The 17986-nt window shown below is 63.0% G+C and carries 14 protein-coding genes; 1 reads left to right on the top strand and 13 read right to left on the bottom strand.

The window, feature by feature from the left end; genetic code table 11:
- Positions 1-82 precede the first annotated feature (82 nt).
- The 3 genes from ACK5JE_RS02085 to ACK5JE_RS02075 all read right to left on the bottom strand — a co-directional run bounded on the left by ACK5JE_RS02085 (position 83) and on the right by ACK5JE_RS02075 (position 2922).
- Positions 83-1006 (bottom strand): delta(1)-pyrroline-2-carboxylate reductase family protein, encoded by a 924-nt coding sequence (locus ACK5JE_RS02085; protein ID WP_416800060.1) that lies wholly within the window; start codon positions 1004-1006, stop codon positions 83-85.
- Between the two features lie 30 nt (positions 1007-1036).
- A complete protein-coding gene (locus tag ACK5JE_RS02080; RefSeq protein WP_416800059.1) occupies positions 1037-1672 on the bottom strand; it encodes a helix-turn-helix domain-containing protein in 636 nt (211 codons plus the stop codon).
- Between the two features lie 68 nt (positions 1673-1740).
- A complete protein-coding gene (locus ACK5JE_RS02075) occupies positions 1741-2922 on the bottom strand; it encodes an NAD(P)/FAD-dependent oxidoreductase (RefSeq protein WP_416800058.1) in 1182 nt (393 codons plus the stop codon).
- Positions 2923-3104: 182 nt separating this feature from the next.
- Between ACK5JE_RS02075 and ACK5JE_RS02070 the strand changes: the two genes are divergently transcribed.
- Positions 3105-4607 carry an aldehyde dehydrogenase family protein gene (locus tag ACK5JE_RS02070; RefSeq protein WP_416800057.1) on the top strand — a complete coding sequence of 501 codons (1503 nt, stop codon included), beginning with the start codon at positions 3105-3107 and terminating at the stop codon, positions 4605-4607.
- 18 nt (positions 4608-4625) lie between these two features.
- Here ACK5JE_RS02070 and speB read toward each other — a convergent pair whose 3' ends face one another.
- The 10 genes from speB to ACK5JE_RS02020 form a co-directional block, all read right to left on the bottom strand.
- On the bottom strand, positions 4626-5576 hold the full coding sequence (gene speB, locus ACK5JE_RS02065; RefSeq protein ID WP_416800056.1) for an agmatinase: 951 nt from the start codon (positions 5574-5576) through the stop codon (positions 4626-4628).
- A gap of 96 nt (positions 5577-5672) precedes the next feature.
- Positions 5673-6509: an ABC transporter permease gene (locus ACK5JE_RS02060; RefSeq protein ID WP_416800055.1), complete on the bottom strand. Its 837-nt coding sequence runs from the start codon at positions 6507-6509 to the stop codon at positions 5673-5675.
- Positions 6510-6519: 10 nt separating this feature from the next.
- Entirely contained in the window at positions 6520-7755 is a 1236-nt protein-coding gene (locus ACK5JE_RS02055; RefSeq protein ID WP_416800054.1) for an ABC transporter permease, read from the bottom strand.
- Positions 7756-7810: 55 nt separating this feature from the next.
- A complete protein-coding gene (locus ACK5JE_RS02050; RefSeq protein WP_416800053.1) occupies positions 7811-8854 on the bottom strand; it encodes an ABC transporter substrate-binding protein in 1044 nt (347 codons plus the stop codon).
- A gap of 31 nt (positions 8855-8885) precedes the next feature.
- Positions 8886-9977: an ABC transporter ATP-binding protein gene (locus tag ACK5JE_RS02045; protein ID WP_416800052.1), complete on the bottom strand. Its 1092-nt coding sequence runs from the start codon at positions 9975-9977 to the stop codon at positions 8886-8888.
- 66 nt (positions 9978-10043) lie between these two features.
- Positions 10044-11303, bottom strand: a complete 1260-nt coding sequence (gabT, locus tag ACK5JE_RS02040) for a 4-aminobutyrate--2-oxoglutarate transaminase (RefSeq protein ID WP_416800051.1) — start codon at positions 11301-11303, stop codon at positions 10044-10046.
- Positions 11304-11624: 321 nt separating this feature from the next.
- Positions 11625-12599: an AraC family transcriptional regulator gene (locus ACK5JE_RS02035; RefSeq protein ID WP_416800050.1), complete on the bottom strand. Its 975-nt coding sequence runs from the start codon at positions 12597-12599 to the stop codon at positions 11625-11627.
- Entirely contained in the window at positions 12596-13942 is a 1347-nt protein-coding gene (locus tag ACK5JE_RS02030; protein ID WP_416800049.1) for a purine-cytosine permease family protein, read from the bottom strand. Before ACK5JE_RS02030 ends, ACK5JE_RS02035 begins: the two co-directional genes overlap by 4 nt.
- A gap of 62 nt (positions 13943-14004) precedes the next feature.
- Positions 14005-16089: a hydantoinase/oxoprolinase family protein gene (locus ACK5JE_RS02025; protein ID WP_416800048.1), complete on the bottom strand. Its 2085-nt coding sequence runs from the start codon at positions 16087-16089 to the stop codon at positions 14005-14007.
- Positions 16090-16123: 34 nt separating this feature from the next.
- A complete protein-coding gene (locus tag ACK5JE_RS02020) occupies positions 16124-17896 on the bottom strand; it encodes a hydantoinase B/oxoprolinase family protein (protein WP_416800047.1) in 1773 nt (590 codons plus the stop codon).
- Positions 17897-17986: the final 90 nt, after the last annotated feature.

The raw sequence follows: 17986 nt of genomic DNA, 5'->3' as shown, positions 1-17986 counted from the left end.
TCGGAAAGAGGGGATTGAGGGTTCATTCGTCCAGGGCCGCCGGGATGGCATCGGCGGACATCGTGGGGGGGAGGGGGAAGACTCATGACGATGATCCTTGTCGTTCACGCTGTTGCGCCACCGCGCACCGCGCCGCGGCCAGATCCCAGGCGGCGCAGCCCACTGTCTTGAGGACGCAGGGTTCCCCGGGTGGCGCGGCGTCGAGCAGGTCGAGCAGGTCATGCACGCGCTCCCATGGCACCCCCGCTTGCAGATAGTCGCCGGCCTCGTGTCGTGCGCCTTCCCGTTCGTCCACATAGAGACGGCTGCCGAGCAGTGTGGCCGCGCCGATCTCCGCGAGATCCGCGCGATAGGCGCCCACAGCGATCAGCATGCGGCCAGGGCGGGCCGGCAGTCCATAGACCGGCACTGCGCTGGTCGTGGCCGTGATGACGACATCGGCTGAATCCGGGACGCTGCGGGTGGCCTGGATACGAGGACGGCCAAGCTGCGCGGTGAATGATTCGGTCTGCGCCGGCGTGCGGCCGATGATGCTGATCCGGACGTCGGGATACAGATCGCACAGGGCCAGGGCGTGTCCGCGCGCCTGGGTCCCGGTGCCGAAAATGACGGCATGGCGCGGGCCATCGGGCAGCAGGTGGCTGAGTCCCAGCATGGAAACGGCCACGGTGCGGCGCGTGGTGACCGTGGGGCCATCGAGCATCAGCCGCAGTTCGCCCGTGTGGCCGTCGTACACCGATACCATGCCGTGGATGGTGGGCAGGCCGCGCTCACGGTTGGTCGTGACGACATTGACCAGTTTGTGCACCCCCAGATCGGCTGCAGTGGCCGGCATCGACAGCAGCGTCCCGCCCTCCGGGAACGGCACCGCCTGCCGCGCGGGCGCCTGGATCAGGCCCTGACGCATTTCCCGTGCCGCCTGCCCGATGGCCTGCATCAGCGCGGGCCAGGGCAGCAGTGCCTGCGTCTGCTGGCCATTCTTCAGGGTGGGAGGAGATGTATTCATCTGCAGCTCATCCTTTGGGGCGGTGATCATTCATTGGGGGTTGCGGCTGAGGTCCGGCGTCGTGCTGACCCAGAGCACCATGGCGTCGGCCTGACTGACGCTGATGACGCGATGCCGCATCCGGCTGTCGATGTAGAAGCTCTCGCTTTCGTTGAGCATGACGGGCTGATAGAACTCGGTATGCAGCTCGATGGCGCCGCTCAGGACGTACACGAATTCCTCGCCTTCGTGCTGGCTCCAGCCCTCGTCATCGCGCACCTGGTGTTTTTTGATGCGCGAGACGAACGGCATCATCTGCTTGTTGGCCAGTTGCGAACACAGGAGCCGGTGATGGTAGAGCGGCGTGTTGTGGGTCTCACCACACCCCTGGCGTTCAATGCTGCGCCGGCCCGCGCCCATGTGGGATTGCGCATTGACGAACAGTTCCGCGATGTCGACACCGAGACCATGCGCCAGACGCAGCAGCACATCATAGGTGGGTGAAAGCTGGCCGGTTTCGATCTTGGAGAGTGTGGGCGTGGAGATGCCGGTGCTGGCCGTGAGCTGCCCCTGTGTCAGGCCTTTGCTCCGGCGCAGCCCCTTGAGCCGCTGGGCAAGCTCGGATTTTCGAGCCTGTGTGCGGGCTTCGGTCAGGTCCGGTTCTTTCATCAGGGTGACTTTTTCCATGTGTTGCTGATCTCGCGGTATGGCGCGTCCTGGCGGGCGCGCAGGGTGTTTTGCGCCGCCCGGTCCGGTCAGACGATGTTGTGTTCGATGATGGGCTGCTGCTGCAGGATGCGCTGCCAGCCCAGCCGCGATAGGTCCAGAGACTGGAACCGCCCGTGGATGATGAGTTCGGACAAGGCGCGGCCGATGGCCGGCGCCTGCTGCATGCCGTGGCCGCTCAGTCCGTTGGCAAAATACAGATTGTCGATGGCGGGATGCAGGCCGAGGATGAGGTTCTGATCGAACAGGTTCATGTCGTAATGGCCTGCCCAGCTCCGTGTGCAGCGCAGGGCCTCGAAGGTGGGGACCCGCGCCGCCAGTGTCGGCCACAGCACCTCTTCGAACAGCGGGTGCTGAACGTCGAAATCGCTGGCATCCGGGTCGTGGTCGGCATCTGGCGCAATGCCCATGATGAAGCCGCTGCCCTCCGGTCTGAAATAGGCGCCGCTGGGGTCGATGACCATGGGGCAGCCGGGCAGGGTTCCGGGGCATTGCACGTAGAACACGCTGCGCTTGCGGGGCCGCACGGGCAGATCGATGCCGGCGCAGGCCGCCAGCCGGGCCGCGCCCGTCCCGGCGGCATTCACGACCGCGTCGCAGGCGATCGTGTGTTCATCCCGCAATCGGACGTGCGTGAGGTGTCCGTCGTGCCGGATCAGATCGATGACCCGGTCTTTGAGGTAGCGGGCGCCCTGTTCGATGGCCTTGCGGCGCATGCCCTGCATCATGCCGTAGGCATCCAGCCAGCCTTCGCCGCTGAGCCCGAGCGCGCCCGCGGCCAGATCGTCGATCGCGAGCCAGGGAAAGCGCCGTGCGAGCTGCGCGCGGTCGAGCAGGGCGATATCGGCGCCCAGGCTGCTTTGCAGGGCCTGATTCCTGGTCAGGGTTTCCAGACCTTTTTCTGTGGCGAGGAAGAGATAGCCGCCTTCGTGGAACGCCGGGTCCGGACAGTCGCCATCGACGCCCATGCGGTTTTTGAACCCGCGCAGGAATTCCGTGCCGAAGAGCGACATCTGAATGTTCTCGGCGGTGGAAAACTGATGGCGGATCGAGGCGGCCGACAGTGCGGTGGCGCTGAATTGGTAGGTAGGGTCCGGTTCGATGACCGTGACCGTTCCACGAAAGCCGGGGTCGGCCGTCAGAAAGTAGGCGGTGGCGCTGCCGATGGCGGCGCCCCCTGCGATCACGACATTGAAATGCTGCTGCGTCATCCTGCGGGCTCCTGGGGACAAAAGGGCTGGCTGAGAGGCTGCAAGGCGGAGAATGAACTTATTGTGAGTTCAAAAATTTCTGATTTCTCTAGGTATTTTCCCGTGAGGAAAATAATTTTCTTTGATTTTCTCGCATGCTATCCTGACCCGGAATCATGAGCAATCACGGTACGGAGCCTGCGATGAACACTCAGGAACTGCTGCAGTCTTTGGGGCTTTCAGATGAATGCCTCGCAGGAGGCGATCTGGCGGTCGATTCTCCGATCGATGGCGCGCGCATCGCGGACGTCCATACGCAGGGCGTTCAGGCGGTCGACCCCATGGTCGCCCGGGCCCAGGAGGCTTTCCTGCAATGGCGGGCGGTTCCCGCGCCCCGGCGCGGCGAGCTGGTCCGATTGCTGGGCGAGGAACTACGCGCCCGCAAGCAGGCGCTGGGCCGTCTGGTCTCTCTCGAGGTCGGCAAGATCGCGGCCGAGGGCGAGGGCGAGGTCCAGGAGATGATCGACATCTGTGACTTCGCCGTCGGGCTGTCGCGCCAGCTCTACGGGCGGACCATCGCCTCCGAGCGGCCCGGGCATCACATGCTGGAAACCTGGCATCCACTGGGCGTGGTGGGGGTGATTTCCGCCTTCAATTTTCCTGTGGCGGTGTGGTCCTGGAACACGGCCATTGCGCTGGTGTGCGGCAACCCGGTCATCTGGAAGCCCTCCGAAAAATCCCCGCTGACCGCGCTGGCCTGCCAGGCGATCTTCAGACGGACGTGCCAACGCTTCGGAGCCGATGCGCCCGAAGCGCTGCTGCAGGTTCTGGTCGGTCATCGCGAGGTCGGCGAGGCCCTGGTCGACGATCCGCGCGTCGCGTTGGTCTCGGCGACCGGCTCGACCCGGATGGGCCGGCAGGTGGGACCTCGTGTGGCCCAGCGCTTCGGCCGTTGCCTGCTCGAACTGGGGGGCAACAACGCAATCGTGGTGACGCCCTCTGCCGATCTGGGCATGGCCGTGCGCGCCATCCTGTTCGGCGCGATCGGGACGGCTGGCCAGCGCTGCACGACCACGCGCCGCCTGATCGTGCATGAGTCCGTGGCCGACGAGTTGCTGGTGCGCCTGAAAAAGGCCTATGCCAGCGCCGTGGTCGGCAATCCCCTGGATACCGGGACGCTGGTCGGTCCGCTGATCGACCAGACGGCATTCGAGCGGATGCAGCAGGCGCTGGATCGTGCGCGCCAGGAAGGCGGCCAGGTGACAGGCGGGGAGCGGTTGCTGGCGGAGCGCTACCCGCATGCCTGGTATGTCCGTCCGGCGCTCGTCGAGATGCCGGAACAGACCGGGCTGGTCTGCACGGAAACCTTTGCCCCGATCCTGTACGTGATGCGCTATGCGGAGTTTTCTCAGGCGCTGGACATGCACAATGCCGTGCCTCAGGGGCTGTCTGCGGCGATCTTTACCACCGATCTGAGGGAATCGGAATATTTCATCAGCGCGCAGGGCTCGGACTGCGGCATCACGAACGTGAATATCGGGACGTCTGGCGCCGAAATCGGCGGAGCGTTTGGCGGCGAGAAAGAAACCGGCGGAGGCCGCGAGTCAGGTTCGGATGCCTGGAAAGCCTATATGCGGCGTGCAACCAACACGATCAACTACTCGCACGAGCTTCCCCTGGCACAGGGCATCCAGTTCGGAGGTTGAGGGGCGTCGGTTTTCCGGTCAGCGCCGTTTTACGCCGGGCAGAACGCACAGCATTTCAAAGGCCAGGTTGGCAGCCAGCAGCGAGGTATTGCCTTGTGGGTCGTAAGGGGGAGAGACCTCGACGAGGTCGGCACCGATGATCTCCAAGCCCCATGTGCCGCGGATGATTTCAAGCGCCTGGGGGACGGTCAGGCCACCGATTTCTGGCGTACCCGTGCCGGGCGCATAGGCCGGATCAATCCCGTCGATGTCAAAGCTGAGGTAAACCGGGCCTTCTCCAAGCTGGTTGCGAACTTGTTCCATAAGAGGTTGAAGTGATCGGTGCCAGCACTCTTCAGCCTGTACGACCCGGAATCCCTGCTGACGACACCAGTCGAAGTCTCCTGCGGTATAGCCGGTGCCGCGCAGGCCAATCTGGACGACTCGAGATCCATCGATCAGATTTTCTTCTACAGCCCGCCTGAAGGGGGTGCCGTGCGCGATCTTTTCGCCGAACATGACGTCGTTGACGTCTGCGTGTGCGTCGACATGCACCAAACCGACAGGACCGTGCTTTTTGCGCATGGCGCGCAAGATCGGCAGGGCGATGGTATGGTCGCCCCCCAGCGTGATGGGCCGGCAGTCTTGGGCGACGATGTGATCGTAGGCTTTTTCGATGCGCTCGATTGAATCAAGAAGATTGAATGTGTTGATCGCGACATCGCCGATGTCGGCAACCTGGAAGGAGTCGAACGGCGCGGCCCGGGTCGCCATGTTGTAGGGCCGCAGCAACGCGGATTCCGCACGGATCTGTCGTGGTCCGTAGCGGGTTCCGGATCGGTTCGATGTGCCGATATCGAGCGGTACGCCGACGAAACAGGCGCCCAGTCCGCAGGCGTCAGGTGCAGGAGGCAGTCGCATCATCGTGGCAATACCCCCGAATCGGGGCATCGCATTACCACCCAAAGGCTGGTTGTAGTCGTTGCTCATCTGCGTTCCTTCTGGGACCTGGTTGTATGGCTGTTGGGTTGCAAATGGAGGCATCGCCTCGTGATGACTCGCGATGCATTGGCAGTATGAATAGCCCTAGTCTTTTCTGACTGTTTTTGCCTCGACCCGCCCGCGCAGCCATTCCAGTACCAGCAGCAGCGCGGTCGAGAACAGGATCAGGATGGTCGCCACGGCGGCGATCACCGGGCTGATGTTTTCGCGGATGCCCGTGAACATCTGGCGCGGCAGGGTGACCTGTTCCGGGCCGGCGAGAAACAAGGTGATGACGATCTCATCGAATGCGGTGGCGAAGGCGAACAGGGCTCCTGCGATCACGCCTGGGGCGATGATGGGCAGCGTCACGCGAAAGAAGGTCCTGACCGGTCCCGCGCCCAGGCTGTAGCTGGCTCGCAGGAGATTGGGGTCGAAGCCCTGCAGTGTCGCGGATACGGTCGTGACCACAAAGGGGGCGCCGATCGCGGCCAGGGCCAGGATCAGGCCGCTGTAGCTGTTGACCAGGCCATAGGGGGCATAGAACAGATAAACGCCCAGACCGGTGACGACCAGGGGCACGATCATCGGCGAAATCAGGACAGCCATCAGCAATCCCTTGCCGCGGAACTGGGCCCGATGCAGGCCTGCGGCTGCAAGGGTGCCGAGGATCGTGGCCAGCAGAGTGGCCGCGGGGGCGACGATGAAGCTGTTGGAGGTGGCCCGGGCCCAGTCTGCTGAATGGAACAGGGTCTGATACCAGTGCATCGAGAACGACTCGATCGGGTAGAGCAGCATCGAGCTCTGGTTGAACGACAGTGGAATGATCACCAGAATCGGCAGCAGCAGGAACACCAGGATCAGAGCGGACAGAATGCGCAGCGTGTAATGCCAGGCGCGTTCGGTCAGAGAAAGGTAGGGCGGGAATTCGGTCTTGAACATACCTGTCCTTTCAGCTCAGGGTCAGTTCCCGTCCGGAGAGCCGGCGGTACAGGGTGTAGAGCAGCAGGGTGGCCGCCAGCAGAATCAGTCCCAGCGCGCTGGCCATGCCCCAGTTGATGGTCTGATTGGTGAAATATGCCACGTAGTAGCTGATCATCTGGTCGCCGGCGCCTCCCAGCAGGGCTGGTGTGATGTAGTAGCCGATGGCGATGATGAACACCAGCAGCGATCCGGCCGCGATGCCGGGATAGGTTTGCGGCACATAGACGCGCCAGAAAGCGGCAAAGGGATGACTGCCCAGGGAAATCGCGGCCCGCTGGTAGCTGGGGGGCACAGATTGCATGACGCTGTACAGGGGCAGCACCATGAAGGGCAGCAGGATGTGGACCATGGAGATATAGACGCCCAGCCGGTTGAACAGCAGGGGCAGGGGTTCGGAAATCAGGCCCATGCCGCCCAGCGCACTGTTGATGAGGCCTTCGCGTTGCAGCAACACCACCCAGGCGGCGATGCGGACCAGCACTGAAGTCCAGAAGGGAATCAGGATGCAGATCAGCACCAGATTGGCTTGCCGCTTGGTCAGGCGCGTGATCCAGTAGGCCAGGGGATAGCCCAGTACGAGAGTGATCAGGGTGACGACCAGGCTGATGATGAAGGTGCGCGAGAAAATTGCCTGGAAAGCCGATGTGTTGGGCGGTACGGCAACTACCCTGCCGTCGGCATCGAGCTTCAGGTCCAGCGAGGCCAGTAGGTAGTAAGGCGTCCAGGCCTTGTCGTTGCTGGCGATGACCGCCCAGTAGGCGGGTTCGGCCCAGCGCTTGTCCAGACGAGTCAGCTCTGTGCGGATGCTTGCGGCATCGTCCGCCTCAATGGGCAGGCGGCGCATGGTCTTGAAGATCAGCGAACGGTAGCCGGCGATCTCGTAGTTCAGACGCCGGGCGAGGGTGCCGGCCGCAGGAGAACTCTTGGCCTGCGTCAGGTCCTGGACGAGTGCCTGAAAGGCGGTGTCGGGAGGCTCGGATCGGCCATCCCAGCGGCCCAGCGCCTGCAGGGTGCGGGGCAGCGTCTGGATGACCTCCGGGTTGTCCGCAGCCCGGGTCAGCAGGGATGCGATCGGAAGGACGAAGATCGCCAGCAGGAACAGGGCCAGCGGCCCGACCAGCAGGAGCGCGCGCCAGGTGCGGCGTCGCTGCGAGATGCGCATCGCGCGCTGGATGGCATCAGGGTCGTCGAAGGTCGTATCCATGGCGGGAATCCTCGGGCGGTCGGAGAGGGCCCGCCACTGACGGGCCCCGGCCGGATCAGCGGGCGGCCCAGGCCGTGAAGCGCTGTTCGAGCTCTTCGCCGTGATCAGTCCAGAACTCCAGGTCGTTGAACAGGGCACTGCGGGCGTTTTCAGGCGAGTTGGGGACGTTGATCAGGACGTCCGGTTTGAGCATGCCGATGGCTTTTTTGCTGATGGGGCCATAGGCGATATGTTGCGTATAGGCCGCCTGCGCCTTGGGAGAGCTGGCGTAGCGGACGAACTCGATCGCCTGGTCCTTGTTGGACGAGCCGGCCGGAATGACCCAGTAGTCAAAGTCATAGACGCTCTGGTTCCAGACGATTTTCAAGGGCCGGCCCTCGCGCTGGGCCGCGTCGATGCGACCGTTGTAAACAGTGGACATGACGACGTCGCCAGCCGTGAGCATCTGCGGCGGCTGGGCGCCGGCCTCCCACCACTGGACGTAGGGCTTGATCTCGTCGAGTTTCTTGAAGGCGCGATCCACGCCTTCAGGGGTGGACAGGACTTTGTAGACGTCCTGCGGCGCCACGCCGTCGGCCATCAGTGCAAATTCGACGTTGTAGTGCGCAGTCTTGCGCATGCCGCGCTTGCCAGGGAATTTTTTCACGTCCCAGAAATCGGCCCAGCCCGTCGGCGGGGTTTTCAGGGTGTCGGCGTTGTAGGCCAGGACGGTGGACCAGACAAAGGTGCCTACACCGCAGAATTTCAGGGCGCCTTTGACCAGATCGTCCTTGTCCAGGATGGTGCTCCAGTCGACGTTTTCGTACAGGCCTTCGTCACAGCCCCGGCCCAATTCGCTGGTCTCTACCTCGACGACGTCCCAGACGACGTTGTTGGACTGGACCATAGCCTTGATCTTGGCCTGTTCGCCGTTGTAGGCGACGGGGATGACCTTTTTGCCGGTTTCTTTTTCAAAGGGCTGGATGAAGGCGGCGTTCTGTGCGTTGCCATTGGCGCCGCCGAAGTTCACGACTGTCAGGTCGCGCGCCTGGACTGAGGTCTGCGCCAGGGCCAGCGGCAGCGCGAGTGCCAGGGCCGTCAGCAGGGGGGTAGGTTTCATGACATGTCTCCTGTGTGTTTTTGCGTAGAAGTCAGGGAAGAAAAACGCGGACGTATCCGGGATCGATCCGCAGAGCGATGCGAGTTCCGGGGGCATGCGTCCCGGCGTCCGCGGCCAGGGGCATCTTGACGAAGAAAGTGTCGCCGCCATCCATCCGGCAACGCAGGCGGACATGGTCTCCGAAATAGACTTCGTCGACGGCGGTGGCCTGGAACGCGTTGAGGTCTGCGGCGGTGGCCGGCAGGACGCGCTCGGGGCGCATGGCGACGACGCAGGAGGCCCCGGCCGTCAGATTCTGGATGTTGAGTCCGCGCAATGAGACGCCGCCGGCCAGTTCGATCTGGCACTGGTCGCCCTCGACTGTGCGGATGGTGCCGGGAAACTGGCTGCTGTCGCCGACGAAACCGGCCACGAAACGGTTGCACGGCGCTTCGTACAGCATGTCGGCGGCACAGACCTGCTGAATGACACCCTGATCGAATACCGCGATGCGGTTGCTCATGGTCAGGGCCTCGCTTTGGTCGTGAGTGACATAGACGAAGGTGATGCCCAGTTGCCGGTGAAGCGCCTTGAGCTCGAGCTGCATGTGCTCGCGCAATTGCTTGTCCAGCGCGCCCAATGGCTCGTCCATGAGAACGATCTTGGGTTGGAAAACCAGGGCGCGCGCCAGCGCGATGCGCTGCTGCTGCCCGCCCGAGAGCTGTGCCGGATAGCGTTTGGCGAAATCCTGCATCTGCACCATGGCGAGGGCCTCACGGATGCGCTCCGTGCGCTGGCCGGCCGGCATCTTGCGGACCCTGAGGGGATAGTCCAGGTTGCGCTCCACCGTCATGTGGGGGAACAGCGCGTAATTCTGGAACACCATGCCCAGGTTGCGGTGGTGGGGCGGGACGTCGTTCAGGCGGCGGCCTTCCAGGAAAATATCGCCCCGGGTGGGCGACTCGAAGCCGGCAAGCATCATCAGGCAGGTGGTCTTGCCTGAACCGGAGGGGCCGAGCAGGGACAGGAACTCGCCGGGATGGATATCGAGATTGAGATCCCGGACGACCAGGTGACTGCCATCGTAGGATTTCTGGACGCCCTGAAAGCTGACCAGGGGTTCTGATGCGGGAGCAGCGGACATCGGGGGCAACCTCCGGAACGGATGGAAGGGGCAGCGGGTCCTTGGGCCTGAGCGTGTGCTGAACCCTCAGGCCATGGCTTCTTTGAGAATAGCCAGTCCTTCCTCCAGCAGGCCATCAGGGATTGTCAGAGGAAAAAGGAAACGCAGGACTTGACCGTAGGCGCCGCAGGACAGCAGAACCAGTCCGCGATCCAGTGCGCGACGCTGGATCGTGGTGACCGTCTCGGGGTCAGGCCGCCCGTCAGGGTGGCGGAATTCGGCTGCGACCATGGCGCCCAGTCCGCGGATTTCGGCCATGCGTGGATGGGCCAGACGGGTCAGCGCCTGTTTCAGCCGCTGGCCCAGGACGTCGGCGCGCGCGATCAGGTTTTCCTCATCGATCACGTCCAGGACGGCCAGCGCGGCCGCGATGGCCAGCGGATTGCCCGCGTAGGTGCCGCCCAATGCGCCGCGAGGCGCCGCATCCATCAGATCGGCCCGGCCGCAGACGCCGGACAGCGGCATGCCGCCGGCCAGGCTTTTGGCCATGGTGATCAGGTCGGGCGTCACGCCTGAATGCTCGATGGCAAACATTTTGCCGGTGCGGGCGAATCCGGTCTGAACCTCGTCGGCAACGAGCACGATGCCGTGGGCATCACAGCGCTCACGCAGCGCCTGCAGCAGTTCGGTTGGCGCGACGTTGAAGCCGCCTTCACCCTGGATCGGCTCAATGACGATGGCGGCGACTCGGGTCGGGCTGATATCGGCTTTGAACAGCAGGTCCAGCGCCCGCAGGGAATCTTGTGTGGTGATGCCTTCGAGCGGATTGGGGAAGGGGATGTGGTAGACCTCGGCGGGGAGCGGGCCGAAAGCCTGTTTGTAGGGGGTGACCTTGCCGGTCAGGGCCATGCCCATGAACGTGCGGCCGTGGAATGCCCCTGAAAAGGCCACCACGCCGGAGCGTCCGGTCGCGGCACGGGCGATTTTGACGGCATTTTCCAGCGCCTCGGCGCCCGTGGTGAAGAACGCGGTTTTCTTGGGCTGACCTCCGGGGGTCAGCCGGTTGATCCGTTCGGCCAGCTCGATATAGGAGCCATAGGGCGCCACCTGGAAAGCCGTGTGCGTAAAGGCATCCAGTTGTGCGCGGATCGCGGCCACGATGCGCGGGTGGCGGTGACCGGTGTTGGCGACGGCGATTCCGGCGGCGAAATCGATGAAACGCCGGCCTTCCACATCCCACATCTCGGCGTTCAGCGCGCGCTCGGCATAGAAATCGCAGGTGATGCCGATGCCGTCGGGGATGGCTGCGTTCTTGCGGGCCTGCAATTGCTGGTTCAGTCCGGTCATGAGTGTCTCCGCTAGGGCTCGAGTGGCCCCGTTTTTTGCGTCAATATACTTCTGTTTTGGTTCTTCAAATAGGTCCATTTAATTATTATTTGTAGAACCAATAAAGAAAAATGTTAATCATGATAAGAATTTTAGTTAAAGAATCTAAAATGACTGGATAAATTGAAATGATCGATTGGCTTTCGTGGCTTGCGATGACCGATCGACAAGATGACCCGCATCAATTCTGGGCGCCCACCCGGGCGCCACCCCGCCCGCGCGCGATTTCGACGCCTGGTGTGCTTCAGGCGCTCCGATCTCGAAGGGGGAAAGGAAGGCGGGCTAGGACGAGTGGCGCGCTTCGCTGGGCGTCATGCCAAAGCGGACCTTGAACTGGTTGCAGAACTTGGACTGGTCCGTGAAGCCCAGCTGATAGGCGATCGTGCCGATCTGGGTGCTGGAGGGCCGGTATTGCAGTTGTGTGAACGCCTCTTGAAGACGCAGCTCACGGATCCACTCCGATACGCTGCAGCCGGTCTCGCGGCAGAGCATGTGCAAGTAGCGTGTGGATAGATTGCACGACTGGGCGATCAGGTCGGGCTTGAGCGCGGGGTTGCCGAGATGCGCGCGAATGCAGGCTTCCACCTGCCGCAGATGCGCATTCCGGATGGCCGAGTTTTCGGAATGCAGGACCTTGGGGTTGTTTTCGAGTGTCGAGGCAAGCAGCTCGACCGTGTGCATGCCCATGAGCGCCTGTGTCGTGGTCGGCAGGTTCTGGTGATGCTGGATGAGCAGTTTCATATAGCTGACGAACAGCGAACCGGCGCCTTCGCGGGCATCGAGCAAGGTCGCGCAATAAGTCCGGGGATTGCGCAGCCGCGAGCGCAGCAGGTCTCCGGGGACCTTCAGCACCCACATGGTATTCGTCTTGGGATGCTGAAAAAGAAAGGGCTCGCGGCTGTCTTCCAGGATGAAGCCGCCCGGAGGGCACCAGGTGCCACGGCCCATCTGCTCGAAGTGGATTTCGCTGAGCTCGGGCACGGTGATCAGGAAGCTGTCGTTGTCGCTCGTGCAGTGATGATCCAGGCGCTGGTAGCGCAGCGCCTGGGAGCACAGACGTGACAGGGACAGGCGGCCGATTTGCCAGGAATCCAGCGTGGCGTCGAACGTGCGGGTCTCTTCGAAGGTGAGTTTCAGGTCGAAGTAGGTGTCGTTGACCGCTGCTCGCCAATAGCGGGATTTATCTTGAGCGGCAATTTCGCGAGTGGAATACTGGCTGTGCATGCCGATCCCCCGGAGGCTCGTCGTTCCCGTCATTCTAGACTGGACAGGCGATATCCGGAACCGCGGCGGGCGGCGGCCGCGTACACGACCGCCGCGACGAGGAATGTGGCGGGGGCGGAGAACGAGGCCAGGCCGGTATTGTGCATCAGGATCAGGCCGCAGGCTGTGCCGGTGAACCAGGCAAGCAGTCCCCTGGGATTGAACGACTGGTGCGAGGCTGCGCCGGTCGCGACGGACGCGGTGGCATCCATGCCGGACGGATTGAGCAGGATGTGCACCAGCGCGACGCCCACCCAGGCGACCACGAAGACGCCCTGGTACGCGAGGGCCTGCAGGATGTAGCTGAAGACGTCGGCCAGCATGATGACATAGGCCAGGACGCCCACCAGGACCGCCCAGATCCAGTGAGGCAGCCGCAGGTTCAGGATGCGCTCGAAGAAGGAGTGCATGTTGGTGGTGGCCAGATGGAAGTTGGCGGTGTTGATTCGCGTCTGGGTCACCCATGCGAACACCAGCCCCCCAAAGCCCATCAGCTGCACGAGGCTGATCACCACGCCCGCTTCGCTCGTGGTGCCGAGCGTGGAGGCCAGAAAGATGCCTGCCATGCCGCTCAGCAGAAAGGTCACCAGATAAAAGGGAACCCCGAAGTTGAAACGCGCATGGTAGGCCGTGTCCTCCTGGCGACCATAGCGCGCATAGTCGAAGGTATACATCATCAGGATCCACACGCCCATGTAGTAGGTGTAGCAGTCCCACCAGCCATATTCGACCGGGCCGTTCTCGGGTTGCAGGAACAGCCAGTCATTGCTGTAGCCGTGGCTGGAAATCGTGAGCAGGACGGCGATCGCCAGCCCGGCCAGGTAGATCGGCAGCAGCACGCCGTTGAGCTTGTCGAGCCAGGTCTGAATGCTGCCGAAGATGAGGACGATGCCGTAGATGATGACGACCAGGTAGGCCAGATTCAGCGGCACGGAGGGAAAATAGGCCTGCAGGGCCACGGCCATGACCGAGCTCTCGAACACGCCGTAGTACAGCGCGGTGGCAAAGAAGATCAGTGTGGCGAGCGAGGCGCCGAAGTCACCGAAGAGCACGCGGGAAAAGAGGGCCACCGACAGTCCGGTGCGGATGGCGTAACGGGAGATGACGCCGTTGATCGCGCCATAGGTCAGCACGGAAAGGCTCATGCCGATGATGGCGTTCAGGGTGCCGAACTGATGCGCCAGCGATGCGGCGACGACGATGTAGAACAGGGCGCTGCATACGCCCCACCAGGCCATGGTCAATCCCAGCTTTCCCATGCGGGAGTGAGGGGGGATCGCGCCGGTGATTTCTTCTGCGGCGGGGGCCTGAGCCTTGTCTTGTGCTTGTGTTGTCATGTTGTCTCCTCCTGTTCCGCTGGTTTTATGGTGTGTGGAATTTCTTTGGGGTGGTGGGGGGATTACGGGGCTTGTCGATCACGCATGACGTAGGTGCCGCTTGCATCCAGGCGGATATGCCAGCCTGGATCGACGACGATGGTGGTGGTGGTCTCCTCGATGACGGCAGGGCCTTCGAGTTCGTCGCCTTCTCCCAGCCTGCTGCCGTCGTACACCGGGGTATCGATGAGGGCGGCATCGACGCTGAAGATCATCGGACGGCGTGTGAGCAGCGCATCGGCGGCATGACCGCCAGGCGGGATTCTTTGCTGTAACTCATGGCCATTGCGCAGGAGCACGATGCTCTCGATATTGACGATCTCCACCTCGCTTTCGGGTTCCGAGTAGGTGAAAAGCTGTTCGTGCATGGCATCGAATGCACGGCGGATTTCATCGATCGTGTCGGCATTGACGGGCAGGTCGCCGATGCTGACGGAACATTCATGGATCTGGCCGACATAGCGCATGTCGATGTTGCGGCTGAAGGACACCCGACTGGTGTCGATGGTTTCTTCTTTTTCCAGCAGCGCCAGCGCCTGGGTCTGCAGCTCGTTGAAACGTTGTTCAATGCGCTCGAGATCGGCATGTCCGTTCAGGCGAAGCGGACAGGCGGCCATGAGGTTGTATTTGATGTCGGACAGGATCTGTCCAAAGGCGCACAGTCCCGAAGCCAGCTTCGGGATCAGCACGGTGCGGATGCCGATCTCGCGGGCCAGTGCCGCGATGTGCAGGCTGGTGGCGCCGCCCGCGCCGACCAGGACGAAGTCGCGCGGATCATAGCCCCGTTCGATGGTCACGCGGCGAATGCCGCTCACCATGTTGTGGTTGACGATGCTGTGGATACCGTAGGCGGCCTTTTCCGGCGAGATGCCAAGAGGCTGCGCAATGGCGTGGTTGATCGCGTCATGCGCGGCCTGGCGGTCGATTTTCAGGCGGCCGCCCAGAAGATGTTCCGGATTCAGGTAGCCCAGCACGACATTCGAGTCGGTGACGGTGGGATCGGTGCCTCCCCGTCCGTAGGCGGCCGGCCCGGGGTCGGCGCCTGCGCTGCCCGGGCCGACATTGAGGACGCCCATGCTGTCGATCCAGGCAATGGAGCCGCCGCCTGCGCCCAGCGTTTCAACCTGCACCATGGGGGTGCCGATACGATAGCGCAGGAAGTCGATGTCCTTGCTCACGTTCGTGATGCCGTCATGCGTGAGCGTCATGTCGAACGAGGTGCCTCCCATGTCGACGGTGATCAGGTTTTCGTAGCCGAAGGGCTTGCCGATATGCATCGCGGCCTGCGGTGCCGAGGCCGGGCCCGAGTTGATGGCGTTGACCGCGCGTGACGCCATGACACCGAGCGAGGCCATGCCGCCATTGGACTGGTAATAGCGCACCGGGGTGACTGCGCCCTGATCACGGAAATACGCATCGATGCGAGTGACATAGCGGCGCAGGACCGGGCCGAGATAGGCATTGGTGATGGCCGTGGAGGTGCGGGTGTACTCGCGCATCTGCGGGTAGACCTCGGTGCCGACTGAAACATAGACATCGGGCAGCATTTCGCGCACGATTTCGGCAGCGCGCCGCTCATGGCGGTCGTTCAGTACCGACCACAGAAATGAGATGGCGACGGCTTCGACGCCTTCGCTGCGGAAAAACTCGCAGGCCTCGCGGACGTCCTCTTCGTTCAGGGGGATGCGAACCGAGCCGTCGCTCAGCGTGCGTTCGCGGATAGGGCGGCGCAGGTAGCGTTCGACCAGCATCCTTGCGGGAGGGTACTGGCCGTCGTAGCGGTGGCCTTCCTCTTTGTGGCCCAGGCGGATTTCGATGGAGTCCTCGTGACCGGCGGTGCAGATGAGGCCGGTTTTCACGCCTTTGTGCTGGATAAGCGCGTTCAGGGCGACCGTCGTGCCGTGAACGCAGAGTTCTGTGTTGGCCAGGATGGCGGAGATGGGTTCTTTGAGGACCTCGGAGATCTGGTTCAGACCGTCCGAGATGGCGTGTGTGCCATCATCGGATGTGGACAGCGCCTTGAACAGGCGCACCGTGCCCGTCTGATCCGCCAGGATGAAATCCGTGAAGGTGCCGCCGGCATCCACGCCCAGTCGGTAGGTTGTCATGGTGTCTTCCTCTGTTGTGCTTGAATGGGGTGGTTCAGGCGGTCAGCGCCTCGTGTGGCGGGACGCCGGCCCGCAGGGCCCGGGTTTGCACGTCATCCAGGACCAGGGTGACCGGATCGATGATCACGCCGTATTCTTCCCGGGCGGCCTCGATGGAGACGAGGCCGTTGCGCACATCGTTGCGGACAGCCTCGGGGTCGCGTTCGAACGCAGCCCCCCAGCCGCCGCCGCCCGGGTTGTAGCTGGCGATCCGCTGGCCTTCCTTGAGGGTGAAGATGGCATTCTTCTTGACCGTTTGCGTGAGTTTGGCGCCGTCGCGGATCTCGATGCGGCCCACTTTGAGATCGGGGCGGGCACTGGCGGCGCCGCTCGCGCCCAGGGCGGGCTCGAAGCGGCCTTCGCCAAAGCTGACGGCGGTCATGGCGTGGTCCAGGGGCTCGACTTCCCAGACCGTGCCGCAGCCGCCGCGGAATTTTCCGGCGCCGCCACTGTCCGGAATGAGGCTGTAGCGGTGGATCTGGATCGGGTAGGCGTGTTCCAGCATCTCGATATCGCCGGAATACAGGGCGCCAAAGCAGCACTGCGGACCGCAGGCATTCCAGCCGTCCATATAGGCGGTGGCGCCCGCGCCCGAGATGAGGGACGCGAGCACCATGGTCACGTATTCCTCCTGGTTGCGCGTGTCGATGCCGGCGATGTTCAGACCGCTCGAGTGTCCCCACGAGCCCACAGCACGCGATGAGTCGGCCTGCTCAAGTGCGAGGCGCACGGCGTCGGCCAGGGTTTCCATGGGCGTGGTCGTGCAGTTCACGTGTGGCGCCGGTTCCGAGGCATTGCACAGTGTGCCTTCAGGGCCCAGATCTACGTGAATGCAGCGGTACAGGCCTTCGTTGTAGGGGGGATCCAGCTGGGCGAACATCATCAATCCCAGGTAGACGCCCGAGATCGAGTTGCCTGCGTAGGAGTTGATGAAATAGGGGATCTGGGGCGGGCTGGAGATGCGGATGTCGCAGCGGCCTCCCCGGATGTCGATCTGCGCGCCGATGGTCAGGTCGCCATAGCCGTGGCCCGCATCCTCGAGGACGGCTTCGGCCTTGTAGGTGCCGTCCGGCACTGAGCGGATGATCTCGCGCATGTGGCGGTCTGCCATGTCGAGCAACTCGTCGACACAGGCCTGGACTGTGTCGACACCGTATTTCTTCAGCAGTGTGGTCAGGTTGCGCGCGCCGACATTCACCGCGCCCAGCTGTGCTTTCAGGTCGCCCTCCTGATCGCGGCGTGAGCGCATATTGGTGAGCATGAAGTTGATGACGTCTTCTCTGGGCTTGCCTTTGTCCCAGAGCTTGACGGGAGGGATGCGCAGGCCCTCGGCGTAGATTTCCCGTGCGTCGGGGTTGTAGCCGGCAGGCACAGGGCCGCCGATGTCCGTGACATGTCCTTTGCAGACCGTCCAGAAAACCAGCTTGCCCTCGTAAAAGACGGGCTTGTACATGCAACAGTCGAGGATATGGCTGCCCATACAGGCTGGATCGTTGTGATAGATGATGTCGCCTTCGTGGATGTCATCGCCGAAATAGTCGGCGACCGCTTTCATCGCGGGGATCAGGCCGCCCAGGTGGATGGGGATGTCCTGGCCCTGCAGGATCATTTCCGGCCGATGATTGAAGAGGGCGTTGCTGTAGTCGTGGGCGACGTTGAACACACTGGATCTGGCTGTTTTCTCCAGCGTCATCGTCATTTCGCGTTGTGTCGTCTCGAGCGTGCCCCGTACGACGGCCAGCGTGATGGGGTCGAGCTGCTTGTTCATGTCTGTCTCCACGAGAGTCCTTGGTCTGCCGGCCGCGCAGTGCGGGCTTGCCGGATGCGCGGCTCGATGTACCGCTAGGTTAAAGACTCG

Source organism: Castellaniella sp. (assembly GCF_047971665.1).
Taxonomy (GTDB): Bacteria; Pseudomonadota; Gammaproteobacteria; order Burkholderiales; family Burkholderiaceae_B; genus Castellaniella.
Note: the sequence above shows the minus strand (reverse complement) of the source record. Positions and strands in the feature narration are given on the sequence as shown.

Excerpts from the sequence above, each read along its gene's own strand:
- ACK5JE_RS02085 (WP_416800060.1), bottom strand. The coding sequence starts at position 1,006 with ATGAATACATCTCCTCCCACCCTGAAGAATGGCCAGCAGACGCAGGCA.
- ACK5JE_RS02080 (WP_416800059.1), bottom strand. The coding sequence starts at position 1,672 with ATGGAAAAAGTCACCCTGATGAAAGAACCGGACCTGACCGAAGCCCGC.
- ACK5JE_RS02075 (WP_416800058.1), bottom strand. The coding sequence starts at position 2,922 with ATGACGCAGCAGCATTTCAATGTCGTGATCGCAGGGGGCGCCGCCATC.
- ACK5JE_RS02070 (WP_416800057.1), top strand. The coding sequence starts at position 3,105 with ATGAACACTCAGGAACTGCTGCAGTCTTTGGGGCTTTCAGATGAATGC.
- speB (WP_416800056.1), bottom strand. The coding sequence starts at position 5,576 with ATGAGCAACGACTACAACCAGCCTTTGGGTGGTAATGCGATGCCCCGA.
- ACK5JE_RS02060 (WP_416800055.1), bottom strand. The coding sequence starts at position 6,509 with ATGTTCAAGACCGAATTCCCGCCCTACCTTTCTCTGACCGAACGCGCC.
- ACK5JE_RS02055 (WP_416800054.1), bottom strand. The coding sequence starts at position 7,755 with ATGGATACGACCTTCGACGACCCTGATGCCATCCAGCGCGCGATGCGC.
- ACK5JE_RS02050 (WP_416800053.1), bottom strand. The coding sequence starts at position 8,854 with ATGAAACCTACCCCCCTGCTGACGGCCCTGGCACTCGCGCTGCCGCTG.
- ACK5JE_RS02045 (WP_416800052.1), bottom strand. The coding sequence starts at position 9,977 with ATGTCCGCTGCTCCCGCATCAGAACCCCTGGTCAGCTTTCAGGGCGTC.
- gabT (WP_416800051.1), bottom strand. The coding sequence starts at position 11,303 with ATGACCGGACTGAACCAGCAATTGCAGGCCCGCAAGAACGCAGCCATC.
- ACK5JE_RS02035 (WP_416800050.1), bottom strand. The coding sequence starts at position 12,599 with ATGACGGGAACGACGAGCCTCCGGGGGATCGGCATGCACAGCCAGTAT.
- ACK5JE_RS02030 (WP_416800049.1), bottom strand. The coding sequence starts at position 13,942 with ATGACAACACAAGCACAAGACAAGGCTCAGGCCCCCGCCGCAGAAGAA.
- ACK5JE_RS02025 (WP_416800048.1), bottom strand. The coding sequence starts at position 16,089 with ATGACAACCTACCGACTGGGCGTGGATGCCGGCGGCACCTTCACGGAT.
- ACK5JE_RS02020 (WP_416800047.1), bottom strand. The coding sequence starts at position 17,896 with ATGAACAAGCAGCTCGACCCCATCACGCTGGCCGTCGTACGGGGCACG.